Origin of the sequence: Cupriavidus pauculus (genome assembly GCF_008801835.1) — a bacterium.
Classification (GTDB): Bacteria; Pseudomonadota; Gammaproteobacteria; order Burkholderiales; family Burkholderiaceae; genus Cupriavidus; species Cupriavidus pauculus.
This window is the reverse complement of sequence record NZ_VZOW01000003.1, coordinates 265,041-278,699: the sequence shown is the minus strand read 5'-3', so window position 1 is coordinate 278,699 and position 13,659 is coordinate 265,041. Positions and strand designations below refer to the sequence as shown.

Below are 13,659 nucleotides of genomic sequence, written 5' to 3'. Positions count from 1 at the left end.
CGTATCGTGCCTCCACCCACGCTTTGCTTATGTGCGCTGTCGCGCGTTGTACGACAGTCCGGTGCTGGCAGCGCACATGCCGTGACATTTGAAGCGGTTCGCCAATTTTGACAATGCGACCACATCTGCTTTTTCCTCAGATTACGCACAGGTGACAGTTTGAAACGCCTCGCAGCACGCTCGATTTGAGCGTTTGCGCACATAGCGGGCTCGGGAACGGTTGGGGATCCACATCGGGTGCGATCTGTTTTTTGGTGGCATGCCGCTATTTCGCCGCAGCTACCCACACCGCTCAATAAGACGAATCTGAATTCGCGCAAATGGATGCGCGGCGTCCATGTCAGACGCGCACCGCTGGCAATCGGATTTCGCCTTGCTTATCCTTCCTCGCTGCGGTGTCTCCCGCATGGGGGCTACAGGGCGCCGCGACCATAACACCAAGTCATTACCAGGGAATCGACGATGAAGCGCAAACTCGCTACCGCCGCAGCCATCGGCTGCGCTGCAATGCTTGCTGGCTGCGCCGGCGCCAACATGGATAGCCTGACGCAAGCCGGCGGCAGTCTGTTTTCGGCCGCCACGCTCAGCGACACCAACGTCAAGCAATTGTCCGACCAGTCGTGCGCGGAGATGGACAAGAAAAACACGCTGGCCACCGCCGACAGCACGTATGCGAAGCGCCTGACCAACATCATGAGCGGGCTGAAGAACACCGGGCTGCCGCTCGACGCCAAGGTCTACATGACCAAGGATGTGAACGCATGGGCCATGGCCAATGGCTGCGTGCGTGTCTATAGCGGATTGATGGATCTGATGACCGACGATGAAGTGCGCGGCGTGCTCGGTCACGAAATCGGCCACGTCGCACTGGGCCACACCAAGGCCGCCATGCAGGTGGCTTACACCACGGCAGCGGCGCGCGGACTGCTCGGTTCCACCGGCAACGCCACGCTGACTGCGCTGTCGTCGTCGCAAATCGGTGAACTGGGCGAAACGTTTGTCAACGCGCAGTTTTCGCAGCGCCAGGAAAGCCAGGCCGACGACTACTCGTTTGACCTGCTGACCAAGAACAACGCCAACCGTCAGGCGCTGGTTACGGCGTTCCAGAAATTGGCCAAGCTGGACGGCGGGCAGTCCAGCCTGCTCAGTTCGCACCCGGCCTCGGCGGCACGCGCCCAGCACATCCAGGACCGGCTCAACAGCGGAAAATAAGTTCTGCACTGCGGCGCTCGCGGCCATAGGCAGCGGGCGCCCGTCGATCGCCAGCGCATCACTGTTGCGACGAACAGTCCGCATGCGCGAGGCCTTGTCATTACTCTGTAAAACTACTTCCAGACATAGCAGTTTTCTTGATTGCGTTTAATACGCGATCAAAAGCTTTCAATACGCGCACGCGCACCACCCACGGATAATGCCTCACGCCTGCGGGTCCCACCGCCTGGCTTGCCGTGATCCAAGGGAGGCCCTCGCCGCGTCATGGAAATCGCTTCCGCCTTGCTTGCCGAACCGCCGCAGATCGCGATGTCGGCATTGGCCATCGGCCACACCGTGAATGCGATATGCGCCGACTCGCTGCGACCAGGCGGCATCGGCGCCACATCGGCAAGCATCGTACGGATCGGCAGAGATCGACCGATCCCGCTCCTCACCGGCGTGCCGACCTCGACGCTTCCTGCAGCCATCCAAAGCGTGATCGCGCGCCTCATCACGCGCGTTCCGTTTCCCCTGCACACCGTGTTCACAAACGTAATGGCCCGCGCGCTGGGCCCTTCTCCCCATTAGCAAAGCGTTGTACGGCGTGTCCCGGTGTCACAAGCGCCGACGACATGCGTCCCCAAACCTGCGTCATGCATTACAGGAGGTTCCATGGATTGGTTGCATACGATCTTCCAGAAATCGCCGGAGTCAGCGCTGTTTTTGTCGCTGGCCATCGGGTATGCCATCGGCAAGATCACGTTCGGCAAGTTCCAGCTGGGCGGCGTGGCTGGGTCGCTGCTAGCGGCCGTCATCATCAGCCAGGTTGGCGTAGAGATCGACAATGGCGTGAAGGCCGTGATGTTTGCCGTCTTCATCTATGCCGTCGGCTATGAAAGCGGCCCGCAATTCTTCAACTCGCTGAACCGCAACTCGCTGCGCGAAATCGCCATGGCGGTCTTCATGGCCGTCGCGGGGCTCGTGACAGTGGTGGTTCTTGCCAAGATCTTCCAGCTCGACAAGGGCATCGCCGCCGGACTGGCTGCGGGCGGCATGACGCAATCGGCCATTATCGGCACGGCCGGCGACGCCATCACCAAGCTCGGCCTGCCGCCGGATCAGGTGAAGACGCTGCAGGCCAACGTTGCGATCGGCTACGCGGTGACCTACGTGTTCGGATCGCTTGGCGCGATCATCGTCTGCGTCAATATCCTGCCGCGTTTCATGGGGTCCGACCTGAAGACGGATGCCAAGAAGGTGGAAGCGGCGATGCACGGCGGCCTGCCGCAGTTCGGGCCCGGTCAGGCCGGCGCACTGCCGCGCCTGGTGGGACGCCTGTTCCGTGTAACGGGCGCTGCGGGCAAGACCATCAAGGACATCGAGGTGGGCGGCGAAGACCTGATCACCGTCGAAAAACTCCAGCGCGGCGGCAAGCCCATGAAGTTTGCGCAGGACACCGTGCTGGAGACTGGCGATCTGGTCTTGCTGGTCGGCCGACGCGACGCGATGGTGCCGACGGCGCTGGTGATCGGCGAAGAAATTGCCGACGCCGAGGGCATGGGCATGGTGATGCAGACGCGCCGCGCGGTGTTCACGCTGAAGGGCATGAACAACAAGCCGCTGTCCGAGATCATCGCCAACGTCAGTCGCGAGATGCGCCACGGCGTGTACCTGGAGCGCATCGAGCGCTACGACCACGCGCTGCCGATCCTGCCCGATCTCAAGCTGCAGCACGGCGACATCATCACGTTCTACGGCACGCCCGAAGACACCAAGCGTGCCGCGCAGCGCGCCGGCTACGAGCTTACGCCGAGCGAAAAGACCGATTTCGTCTACTTCGGCGCCGGGGTGCTGGTGGGCCTGCTGATCGGCCTGCTGGTAGTGCGCGTGGGCTCGATCCCGCTGACGCTGGGCGCGGGCGGCGGCGCGCTGCTGTCCGGGCTGGTGTTTGGCTGGGCGCGCTCCAAGCATCCGATGTACGGCGCGATGCCCACCGCGGCGTGCCAGTTGCTCAAGGACTTCGGGCTGGCCGCGTTCGTGGCCATCGTCGGCATCAACTCCGGGCTGCAGGCCGTCGACACCTTGCGCCAGAGTGGGCTGACGATCTTCCTGCTGGGCGCGGTGGTCACGCTGCTGCCGCTTTTCCTGACGATGCTGTTTGGCCGCTACGTGCTGCGCTACGACAACGCTGCGCTGCTGGCCGGCGCGTTGTCCGGATCGCGCAGCGCCAACCCCGCCTTCGGCGGCATTCTCGACAAGGCCGAGAGCCCGGTACCTACCGTGCCCTTCGCCATCACCTACGCATTGGCCAACGTGTTGCTGACGCTGCTCGGCCCGCTCGTGGTCGGCCTGGTCTGACGCGCACCGCCAATCGACGCATTCCCAAAAGGAGTCATGCAATGAGCAAACCGGATCTCTCCACGCTGTCCAGCCTTTCGCCGTTCGAACTCAAGGATGAGCTGATCAAGCTGGCCAGCAGCGACGCCAACCGCCTGATGCTGAACGCCGGGCGCGGCAATCCCAATTTCCTGGCCACCGTGCCGCGTCACGGCTTCTGGCAGCTCGGGCTGTTTGCCATGCGCGAATCGGAACGGTCGTTCCAATACATGCCCGAGGGCGTCGGCGGCTTTCCGCGCCGCGAGGGCATCGAGGAACGCTTCGACCTGTTCGCGCGCGAGAATCGCGACGTGCCCGGCGTGAAATTTCTGGCCGGCGCCGTATCGTACGTGCGCGATCAGCTTGGACTGAACGCCGCCGATTTTCTCTATGAAATGTGCGAAGGCATCCTGGCGTGCAACTACCCGGTGCCCGACCGCATGCTCAAGCTGAGCGAAATCATCGTCGGCCAGTACATCCGCAAGGAGATGATCGGCAAGCATCCGTTCATCGGCGAATTCGACCTGTTTGCCGTGGAAGGCGGCACCGCGGCGATGACGTACCTGTTCAACTCGATGCGGGAAAATCATCTGCTCAAGGCCGGCGACAAGATCGCGCTGGGCATGCCGATTTTCACCCCTTATATCGAGATCCCTGAACTCAACGATTACCAGCTGGTGGAACTGTCGATCGATGCCGACCCCGAATCGCGCTGGCAGTATTCGAACAAGGAACTCGACAAGCTGCGCGATCCGGCCGTCAAGGCCTTCTTCCTGGTCAATCCCAGCAACCCGCCGTCGGTACGCATGAGCGATGAGAGCCTGGAATATTTGGCATCGATCGTCAAGGACCGCCCGGACCTGATCATCCTGACCGACGACGTCTACGGCACGTTTGCCGACAACTTCGTCTCGCTGTTCGCGCTCTGCCCGCGCAACACCATTCTGGTTTATTCGTTCTCGAAGTACTTCGGCGCCACGGGCTGGCGGCTTGGCGTCATCGCCACCCATCGCGACAACATCTTCGACGACAAGCTTGCCAAATTGCCGGACGACCAGCGCCAGCAACTGCACAAGCGCTACAACTCGATCACCACCACGCCCGACACGCTGAAGTTCATCGACCGCATCGTGGCCGACAGCCGGACCGTGGCGCTGAACCATACGGCGGGGCTTTCCACGCCCCAACAGGTGCAGATGGTGCTGTTCTCGCTGTTCTCGCTCATGGATACGCCCGACGCCTACAAGCAGGCGATGAAGCGACTGATTCGCAGCCGCAAGGCGGCGCTGTTCAACGAGATCGGCATCGCGCCGGACAATGTCGACGACCCGAATGTGGTCGATTACTACACGCTGCTCGACATCGAGCAACTGGGCGGCAAGGCGCTTGGTCCGGATTTCGTGAAATGGGTGATGTCCTCGGCCGAACCGGTGGAACTGCTGTTCCGCCTGGCCGAGGAAGCCGGCGTGGTACTGCTGCCCGGCCGCGGATTTGGCACGCGCCATCCGTCGGGTCGCGTGTCGCTGGCCAATCTCAATGAATCGGACTACGCAAAAATCGGCAAGTCGATCCGCAAACTGTTCGAGGAATATGTGGAGCGCTACAACGCGGCCACCGGCAACAAGGCCGACAAGAACGTGACCAGGAAATAAGTTGCGTCATCTGAAGACCCGGCCCGCGCGTGGCGGCATCGCGCGCGGCCGGGTTTTTTCTTTTGGCGGCGGCTATCGAAAGCCCGCTCAAAGCGTCAGCGCGCCTCGACGAACGTCAGCACGGTTTCCAGCATCTGGCGGATGGCCGGCTGCACGTTGGCGGCCTTGGCCGGATCGTACGCAAACGGATGGCGTTCTTCCATATACGACGATTGCGTGAGTTCCAGCTGGATCGCGTGTACGCCTTCGGCCGGATTGCCGTACTGGCGCGTGATATAGCCGCCCTTGAAGCGGCCGTTCAGCACCGCGGTGTGGTTCGGCACGCGCTGGGCGATCGCCACCACATCGCTGGCCAGCCCTGTGTCGCAGCTCTTGCCGTCGGCCGAGCCGAGATTGAAATCGGTCAGCTTGCCTTCAAAGAAACGCGGCAGCACGGAGCGGATCGAATGGGCGTCCCACAACGCGATGGTGCCGTGTTCCGCGCGCAGGCGCTTGAGTTCGTCCTGCAGCGCGTTGTGGTACGGATGCCAGACCGCGCCGCGGCGCAAGGCGATTTCGGAATCGTCAGGCAAGTTGGCGCCGTCGGCGTAGACCGGCGTCTTGTCGAACGTGTCGATCGGGCACAGACCCGTGGTGTCCTGGCCCGGATAGAGGTTGGCGTTGTCGGGCGGACGATTCAGGTCGATCACATAGCGCGAGTGCGTGGCCATCAGGATCGATGCGCCGAGATCGCGCGCGAAATCGTAGAGGCGATCCATGTGCCAGTCGGTATCAGGCACCGTGCGGGCCTCGGGCGTCAGACGCTCGGCCAGTTGCGCGGGAAGATACGTGCCGACGTGCGGCATCGACACCAGCAGCGGGCGGGTGCCGCGATGCAGGGTGAAAGCGGGAATATCGGTGGTGAAGGAGGACATCTTGTCTTGGGGCGGCGGTCTGTTAACTGCTATCGAGGGTTCGGGACCCTAGTCCGCCAGCAGGCCGGCGCGCGCCTCGACGAACAGCCGGGCCGCATCCGTTTGCTGCGGATGCACGCCGTGCTGCACGCGGCACGTGCCGCCCGTGCGGACTTCCGCTAGTGTCTCATGTCCGTGGCTCGCAAACACGCAGGTGGCCAGCGCGTGGGCGCCGTCCAGCCCGGCCAGCGTCGGCTGCTGGCCATCGAGGACGATGAAATCGGCGCGCTGCCCGACCGACAGTCCGGCCACGGGACGCGCCGCCGCACGCGCGCCGCCCGCCACGGCATCGAGCCATAAGCGGTCCGCCACCTGCGGGTGCGCCTGCGATGCCAGCACATTGCGCCGCTGCAGTCCCAGGCGCTGGCCGTATTCGAACATGCGCAATTCCTCGGCCACGCTCACGCTGGCGTGGCTGTCCGATCCGATGCCCCACCAGCCGTGCTGCGCCAGATATGGCGCGGCCTCGAACACGCCATCGCCAAGATTGGCCTCGGTGGTCGGGCAGATGCCGGCCACCGCGCCGCTGTGCGCCAGCCGCCGCCGCTCGTCCCAGTCCATGTGCGTGGCGTGTACCAGGCACCAGCGCGAGTCCACCGGTGCGTGATCGAGCAACCATTGCACCGGACGCACGCCGGTCGCCGCCAGGCAGTCATCGACTTCCTTTTGCTGCTCGGCGATGTGGATATGCACAGGCGCCGTGGCGTCCATCGCGTGCAGCGCGGCGACGGCCTGCGACAGGCTGCCGTGCGGCACGGCGCGCAGCGAATGCGGCGCCAGACCCAGCCGCGCGCCATAGGCGGCGCAATGCGGCGCAAGCTTTTCCAGCAGCGCCAGCATCGCCTCGGTGTCATTCAGGAAGCGGCGCTGGTCAGGCTGCGCGGGCTTGCCGCCAAATCCGGCCGTCTGGTACAGCACGGGCAACAGCGTCATGCCGATGCCGGCGGTCTGTGCCGCGCGCAGCAGCCGCAGCGACATCTCGGCGCGATCGGCGTAAGGCTTGCCGTCGGGATCGTGATGGACGTAGTGGAATTCGCACACGCTGGTGTAGCCGGCGCGCAGCATCTCGATGTAGAGCTGCGTGGCGATCGCCTCGAGCGCATCGGGCGACACGCGCAGCGCGAAGCGATACATCAGCGAGCGCCAGCTCCAGAACGAATCGCCACCGGCCGGATCGTCGCCATCCGTGACGCTGCGGAATTCGGTCAGCCCGGCAAATCCGCGTTGAAACGCGTGCGAATGCAGGTTCGGCATCCCGGGCAACACCGGACCGGCAGCGCGCGGCGCGGGGCCGACCGCGGTGCCCGTCGGAGCGGCAATAGAAGCGCCGATCGCAGCGCCCGCGCCCGTCGCGTTGGGAACGATCGACGTGAAAACGCCCTGCGCGTCCCACGCCAGCAGCACATCGCGCGCCCAGCCGTCGGGCAGCAGCGCGTAGGGGGCGAACAATCGGCCTGCACTCGTCGCACTCATCGTTGAATACCTTTGCCTTGAACATGGAGCCGGCCCTGACGCACCACCGCCGCGCACGGATTGCCGCCAAAGCGATACGCCAGTTCCGCCGGCGAATCGACGCGCCACAGCGCGAAATCGGCCACCCGGCCCACCGCAAGGCGTCCGTGCCGATCCGCCGCACCGAGCGCGCGCGCCGCGTGGACGGTCACGCCGGCCAGCACTTCCGGCACGGTCATGCGGAACAGCGTGCACGCCATGTTCATCATCAGCAGCAGCGACGTGGTGGGCGACGTGCCCGGATTGTGATCGGTGGCGATGGCGATCGGCACGCCGTACTGGCGCAGGAGTGCCAACGGCGGCAAGTGGGTATCGCGCAGGAAATAATAGGCGCCAGGCAGCAGCACAGCGACGGTGTCCGCCTGCGCCATCGCGGCCACGCCCGCTTCGTCGAGATGTTCGAGATGATCGGCGGACAGCGCGCGGTGTCGCGCCGCGAGCGCCGCGCCGCCCAGATTGCTCAACTGCTCGGCATGGAGCTTGACGGGCAAGCCGTGCCGCGCCGCCGCCTCGAAGACGCGCTCGGTCTGCGCGGGGCTGAATCCAATGCCCTCGCAGAACGCATCCACCGCATCGACAAGTTTTTCGCCGGCCAGCGCCGGCAGCATCGTGTTGCAGACCAGCTCGATGTAGTCGTCGGCGCGGCCCGCATATTCGGGCGGCAGCGCGTGCGCGCCGAGGAACGTCGTGTGGACCGTCACGCCGTAAGCCTCGCCGAGCTGCCGCGCCACGCGCAGCTGCTTGCGTTCGGCATCGAGCGACAGGCCATAGCCGGACTTGATCTCGATGGCGGTGACGCCTTCGGCGAGCAGCGCTTCCAGGCGCGGCGCGGCCTGCGCGAACAGCGTGGCTTCGTCTGCATCGCGCGTGGCGCGCACCGTCGACACGATGCCGCCGCCCGCGCGCGCAATTTCCTCGTAGCTGACCCCGGCCAGGCGCATCGCGAATTCGTCGGCGCGCTGGCCGCCGTAGACCAGATGCGTATGGCAGTCGACCAGGCCCGGTGTGATCCACGCGCCTGCCGCGTCGTGCCGCGGCAGGCGCCGCAGGCTCTCCGGCAAGGCAGACGCTTCGCCCAGCCACACGATGCGGCCATGTTCGACCGCGATGGCGGCGTCGCGCGTGGCGTGCGCGGGATCGGCATCCGCCAGCAGATGGCAGTGATGCCAGACGCCGTCTGCCGACAGCGCATCGTTGATCTTCATCGGTCCCGCTCCATATGCAGGGTCACGCGCAGGCACAGCGCGGCAAGCCCGTTGTGAGACAGCGTGATGGCCGGCGTGCCGGCTGGCAGCAGTATGCCTTCTCCGGCGGCCAGATGCAGGCTGGGGCCGGCCTCCCAGGCGCCGTCGAGCGCCAGCACCAGCACCGTGGTCTCGCCCGGCACCACCGAGAACGGCTGGCGCATCAGGCGCACGTCGGCGCGGCACACGCCGCGGCGTGTCATCACATTGAAATCGCGCGTCGGCCCGTCGATCAGCGTGGCATGCATGGCGGTATCGCCTGAAAACGCGAACGGTTCTCCCACGCGCACCAGCCGATGGGAAAACGAATCGTCATGCGCCTGCAGGTGCACGCCGGCGCCTTCCAGCAATGCGATCTGGCGATCCACGCCGGGAAATGCGGAGAACGGCCCGTCGTCAGCGATATCGGCCACGCTGATGCGCCATGCAAACGACTCCATGGCGGCACCAGGCGGCCACACGGCGATTTCGCGCGTTGCGCCACCGCCGTTCTTCCACGGCGTCGGCGCGATCGCGTCGACTGCAAACTTCTGCACGGCCATCAACGCTTCACCATCGGCAGGTTCAGGCCCTTTTCCCTGGCGCAGTCGATGGCGATGTCATAACCGGCATCGGCGTGGCGCATCACGCCGGTGGCCGGGTCGTTCCACAGCACGCGTTCGATCCGCCTGGCCGCCGCATCGGTGCCGTCGCAGACGATGACCACGCCGGCATGTTGCGAAAAGCCCATGCCGACGCCGCCGCCGTGATGCAGGCTGACCCATGTGGCGCCGCCCGCGGTGTTCAGCAGCGCGTTGAGCAGCGGCCAGTCCGACACGGCGTCGGACCCGTCGCGCATCGCTTCGGTTTCACGATTGGGTGACGCGACGGATCCGCAATCGAGGTGATCGCGCCCGATCACGATCGGCGCCTTCAGTTCGCCCGATTTCACCATCTCGTTGAAGGCCAGCCCGGCGCGATGCCGTTCGTCGAGCCCCACCCAGCAGATCCGCGCCGGCAAACCCTGGAACGCGATGCGGTCGCGCGCCATATCGAGCCAGCGGTGCAGATGCTTGTCCTCGGGGAACAGCTCCTTCATCTTGGCGTCGGTCTTGTAGATGTCCTCGGGATCACCGGACAGCGCCACCCAGCGGAATGGGCCCTTGCCGCGACAGAACAGCGGCCGGATATAGGCCGGCACAAAACCGGGGAAATCGAACGCGTTGGCCACGCCCTCGTCGAACGCCACCTGGCGGATGTTGTTGCCATAGTCGAGCGTCGGCACGCCCATTTTCTGGAAGTCCAGCATGGCCTGCACGTGCCGGACGATCGAAGCGCGTGCGGCGGCCTCGACTGCCTTGGGGTCGCGCTGGCGCAGGTCTTCCCACTGCTGCACGCTCCAACCTTCGGGCAGATAGCCGTTCACCAGATCGTGCGCCGAGGTCTGGTCGGTGACGATGTCCGGGCGCATGCCGCCGGCGCGCGCGCGACGCACCAGTTCCGGCACGATTTCCGCCGCGTTGCCCAGCAGGCCCACGGAGATTGCCTCGCCCTTGCTGGTTGCCGATGCGATCATCGCGAGCGCTTCGTCCAGCGTGGTGGCCTTCTTGTCGAGGTAGCGCGTGCGGATGCGGAAATCGATGCGCGATTCCTGGCATTCGATGGCCAGCACGCACGCGCCGGCCAGCACGCCCGCCAGCGGCTGCGCGCCGCCCATGCCGCCGAGGCCGGCGGTCAGGATCCATTTGCCGGTCAGGTCGCCGTTGTAGTGCTGGTTGCCAGCTTCCACGAAAGTTTCGAACGTGCCCTGCACGATGCCCTGCGTGCCGATGTAGATCCACGATCCCGCCGTCATCTGCCCGTACATCATCAGCCCGGCGCGATCGAGTTCGTTGAACTTGTCCCAAGTGGCCCAATGCGGCACCAGATTGGAATTGGCGATCAGCACGCGCGGCGCATCGGCATGAGTGCGGAACACGCCCACCGGCTTGCCCGACTGCACAAGCAGCGACTCGTCCTCGCCCAGCCGGCGCAGGCTATCGAGAATCGCGTCGAAGCATTCCCAGTTGCGCGCGGCCTTGCCGATGCCGCCGTACACCACCAGATCCTGCGGGCGCTCGGCCACGTCGGGATCGAGATTGTTCTGGATCATGCGGTACGCGGCCTCGATCAGCCAGTTCTTGCAATGCAGCTGGCTGCCGTGCGGCGCGCGGATTTCGCGCTGGCCGCGCGCGGTGTCGGTGAATTGGTGTTCGTTGGCGTTCATGGTGGTCTCGCGTTTCTTGGAAAGAGGTTCGCGGCGGCGCCGCGTGTCACACGTTCGGATGCTCAGACGTTCTGGTTCGTCGGCAGGATGGCCCGCACGGCGGCGGGCCAGCCCGCGCCCGCATCGCCCTGCACCACCCATTGCTTCATCGCTTCGATATCGGGCGCGAGATAGCGGTCGGCGTCGAGGAATGCCACACGGCTGCGGATACGCGCGAGTTCCTGTTCGATCAGCGGCGATGAGTGCAGCGGGCGATGGAACTCGATGCCCTGCGCCGCGGCCATCGCCTCAATGCCGACGATCACCGCGGTGTTGGCCGCCATCTCGCCAAGCCGGCGCGCGCCATACGTGGCCATCGAAACGTGATCTTCTTGATTGGCCGAGGTCGGCAGGCTGTCCACGCTGGACGGATGCGCGAGCGCCTTGTTTTCCGAAGCAAGCGCTGCGGCCGTGACCTGCGCGATCATGAAGCCCGAGTTCAGGCCGCCGTCGCGCACCAGAAACGGCGGCAAACCGGACAGGCCGGTATCGAGCAGCAATGCCAGACGGCGCTCGGAAATCGCGCCGATTTCGGCGATGGCCAGCGCCACGATGTCGGCTGCAAACGCCACCGGCTCGGCGTGGAAATTGCCGCCGGACACCACATCGCCCTGCTCGGAGAACACCAGCGGATTGTCCGATGCGGCGTTGGCCTCGATGCGCAGGATCCGCGCCGCGTGCGACAGATTGTCGAGGCACGCGCCCATCACCTGCGGCTGGCAGCGGATCGAATACGGGTCCTGCACGCGGCCGCAGGTCTTGTGCGAATCGACGATTCCGCTGCCGTCGAGCATCGCGCGCACCGCGCCGGCCACGGCGATCTGGCCGGCCTGGCCGCGCGCTTCGTGAATGCGCGCGTCGAACGGCTTGACCGATCCCTTGATCGCCTCGAGCGACAGCGCCCCGGCAACCAGACCGGCCGCGAATGCGTCTTCGGCGGCGAACAATCCCGCCAGCGCCAGAGCCGTGGAAACCTGCGTGCCGTTCAGCAGCGCCAGGCCTTCCTTGGGGCCAAGCGTGAAGGGCTCGAGCCCGGCGTGCGCGAGCCCTTGCGCGGCCGGCACGCGCCGGCCGTCGATCATCACCTCGCCCACGCCGATCAGGGTGCACGACATATGGGCCAGCGGCGCAAGGTCGCCCGATGCGCCGACCGAACCCTTGGCCGGGATGCACGGCGTGACGCCATGGTTGGCCAGCGCCAGCAGCGCCTCGATCAACGCGGGACGCACGCCGGAATGGCCGCGCGCCAGGCTGACCGCCTTGATGGCCAGGATCAGCCGCACGGTGTCGGGCGCCAGGTCTGCGCCGGTGCCCACGCTGTGCGACAGCACCAGATTGCGCTGCAGGTCGGCCAGCTTGTCATGCGCGATGCGCGACTGCGCCAGCTTGCCGAAGCCGGTATTGATGCCATAGACCACGGCATCGGCATCGATGATGTCCTGCACCGTGGCCTGCGCGGCGCGGACCCCGGCCCATGCCGATTCCGCCATCGCCAGGCGCACCTCCCCGCGATAGATGCGGCGCAGGTCGTCCAGCGAAACGTGGCCGGGATTGAGAGTCAGGAGAGAGCGGGAATCTTGTGTCATCTTCAGTTGCCGATGTTGTATGAGCCTGTCTATACAGGTTAGTCGAAAATAAAACCCGATGGCCGGCTTTTGACCGGCCTCAGGCACCAGTTCTAGCCAAAGGCGGGATTGCCGTCGGCGCGAAAGCGACTGCCCAGCCGATACCGGTTGCCCGGATGCAGGCAGCGTACAAAGGTCACCGGCACGCCATGCGTCCACGTACGGCGCGTCAGCAGCAGGCACGGCTGGGTCGGCGGCATCTCGAGCTGCGCGGCCTGCTCCGCCGTGGCGGCGATGGCGTCGACCACGTGTTCCACCTGATCGTACGGAACATTGCGCAGCAAATATTCGCCGGGCTGCGTGTCGCCAAAATCCTGGGCGATGAAATCGGGCGCGGCGCGCGGGTTGACGTAGCGGTCCTCCAGTTGCACCGGCACGCCGTCCTCGCGATGAATGCAGATCGAGTGGTACACCGACTCGCCGGTGCGAAGCTCCAGCGCGGCGGCCACTTCGATCGATGCCGAGACACGTTCGACCAGGATCACGTCGCACGCATAGTCATGGCCGCGCATGCGGATCTCGTCCTGCAGATTGACGACCGAAAGCAGCGTCGACTGCGGTTTGTGTTCCGCCACGAACGTACCCACGCCGGCCACGCGCACGACCCTGCCCTGCTCGGACAATTCGCGCAGCGCCCGGTTGACCGTCATGCGCGACACCGAAAAGCGGTTCACCAGTTCCTGCTCCGACGGCACGCGGTCGCCAGGTTGCCACGCGCCGCTCTGGATCTGGCGCGCGATATATTCCTTGACCTGCTGGTACAGCGCAGCAGGCGCGGACGATGAGGAAGATGCCGAAGCGGCGGTCTGGTTCATGGCG

Annotated in this window: 11 protein-coding genes; 4 read left to right on the top strand and 7 right to left on the bottom strand. The window is 65.3% G+C overall.

The window, feature by feature from the left end; genetic code table 11:
• Positions 1-462 precede the first annotated feature (462 nt).
• From loiP to F7R19_RS05740, 4 genes are all read left to right on the top strand, one after another.
• Entirely contained in the window at positions 463-1,212 is a 750-nt protein-coding gene (gene loiP / locus F7R19_RS05755; protein ID WP_061952804.1) for a metalloprotease LoiP, read from the top strand.
• Positions 1,213-1,476: 264 nt separating this feature from the next.
• Entirely contained in the window at positions 1,477-1,782 is a 306-nt protein-coding gene (locus tag F7R19_RS05750; RefSeq protein WP_150979620.1) for a hypothetical protein, read from the top strand.
• Between the two features lie 84 nt (positions 1,783-1,866).
• Positions 1,867-3,552 carry an aspartate-alanine antiporter gene (gene aspT / locus F7R19_RS05745; protein ID WP_150979619.1) on the top strand — a complete coding sequence of 562 codons (1,686 nt, stop codon included), beginning with the start codon at positions 1,867-1,869 and terminating at the stop codon, positions 3,550-3,552.
• Between the two features lie 41 nt (positions 3,553-3,593).
• Entirely contained in the window at positions 3,594-5,222 is a 1,629-nt protein-coding gene (locus F7R19_RS05740) for a bifunctional aspartate transaminase/aspartate 4-decarboxylase (protein WP_150979618.1), read from the top strand.
• Positions 5,223-5,317: 95 nt separating this feature from the next.
• Here F7R19_RS05740 and hutG read toward each other — a convergent pair whose 3' ends face one another.
• The 7 genes from hutG to hutC all read right to left on the bottom strand — a co-directional run bounded on the left by hutG (position 5,318) and on the right by hutC (position 13,655).
• Positions 5,318-6,136 (bottom strand): N-formylglutamate deformylase, encoded by an 819-nt coding sequence (gene hutG, locus F7R19_RS05735; protein ID WP_061952810.1) that lies wholly within the window; start codon positions 6,134-6,136, stop codon positions 5,318-5,320.
• A 48-nt stretch (positions 6,137-6,184) separates the two neighbouring features.
• Complete coding sequence (locus F7R19_RS05730) at positions 6,185-7,648, bottom strand: formimidoylglutamate deiminase (protein ID WP_150979617.1); 1,464 nt, start codon at positions 7,646-7,648, stop codon at positions 6,185-6,187.
• Positions 7,645-8,892 (bottom strand): imidazolonepropionase, encoded by a 1,248-nt coding sequence (hutI, locus tag F7R19_RS05725; RefSeq protein ID WP_150979616.1) that lies wholly within the window; start codon positions 8,890-8,892, stop codon positions 7,645-7,647. Before hutI ends, F7R19_RS05730 begins: the two co-directional genes overlap by 4 nt.
• Positions 8,889-9,473 carry a HutD/Ves family protein gene (locus tag F7R19_RS05720; protein ID WP_150979615.1) on the bottom strand — a complete coding sequence of 195 codons (585 nt, stop codon included), beginning with the start codon at positions 9,471-9,473 and terminating at the stop codon, positions 8,889-8,891. Before F7R19_RS05720 ends, hutI begins: the two co-directional genes overlap by 4 nt.
• Positions 9,473-11,176, bottom strand: coding sequence for a urocanate hydratase (hutU, locus tag F7R19_RS05715; protein ID WP_150979614.1), 1,704 nt, complete (start codon positions 11,174-11,176; stop codon positions 9,473-9,475). Before hutU ends, F7R19_RS05720 begins: the two co-directional genes overlap by 1 nt.
• A gap of 62 nt (positions 11,177-11,238) precedes the next feature.
• A complete protein-coding gene (hutH, locus tag F7R19_RS05710; protein WP_150979613.1) occupies positions 11,239-12,801 on the bottom strand; it encodes a histidine ammonia-lyase in 1,563 nt (520 codons plus the stop codon).
• A 92-nt stretch (positions 12,802-12,893) separates the two neighbouring features.
• Complete coding sequence (hutC, locus tag F7R19_RS05705) at positions 12,894-13,655, bottom strand: histidine utilization repressor (RefSeq protein ID WP_061952956.1); 762 nt, start codon at positions 13,653-13,655, stop codon at positions 12,894-12,896.
• Positions 13,656-13,659: the final 4 nt, after the last annotated feature.

Bases quoted from the DNA above. Each gene is read 5' to 3' on its own strand.
- loiP (WP_061952804.1), top strand. From the start codon at position 463: ATGAAGCGCAAACTCGCTACCGCCGCAGCCATCGGCTGCGCTGCAATG.
- F7R19_RS05720 (WP_150979615.1), bottom strand. From the start codon at position 9,473: ATGGCCGTGCAGAAGTTTGCAGTCGACGCGATCGCGCCGACGCCGTGG.
- F7R19_RS05740 (WP_150979618.1), top strand. From the start codon at position 3,594: ATGAGCAAACCGGATCTCTCCACGCTGTCCAGCCTTTCGCCGTTCGAA.
- hutH (WP_150979613.1), bottom strand. From the start codon at position 12,801: ATGACACAAGATTCCCGCTCTCTCCTGACTCTCAATCCCGGCCACGTT.
- hutU (WP_150979614.1), bottom strand. From the start codon at position 11,176: ATGAACGCCAACGAACACCAATTCACCGACACCGCGCGCGGCCAGCGC.
- F7R19_RS05750 (WP_150979620.1), top strand. From the start codon at position 1,477: ATGGAAATCGCTTCCGCCTTGCTTGCCGAACCGCCGCAGATCGCGATG.
- hutC (WP_061952956.1), bottom strand. From the start codon at position 13,655: ATGAACCAGACCGCCGCTTCGGCATCTTCCTCATCGTCCGCGCCTGCT.
- aspT (WP_150979619.1), top strand. From the start codon at position 1,867: ATGGATTGGTTGCATACGATCTTCCAGAAATCGCCGGAGTCAGCGCTG.
- F7R19_RS05730 (WP_150979617.1), bottom strand. From the start codon at position 7,648: ATGAGTGCGACGAGTGCAGGCCGATTGTTCGCCCCCTACGCGCTGCTG.
- hutG (WP_061952810.1), bottom strand. From the start codon at position 6,136: ATGTCCTCCTTCACCACCGATATTCCCGCTTTCACCCTGCATCGCGGC.
- hutI (WP_150979616.1), bottom strand. From the start codon at position 8,892: ATGAAGATCAACGATGCGCTGTCGGCAGACGGCGTCTGGCATCACTGC.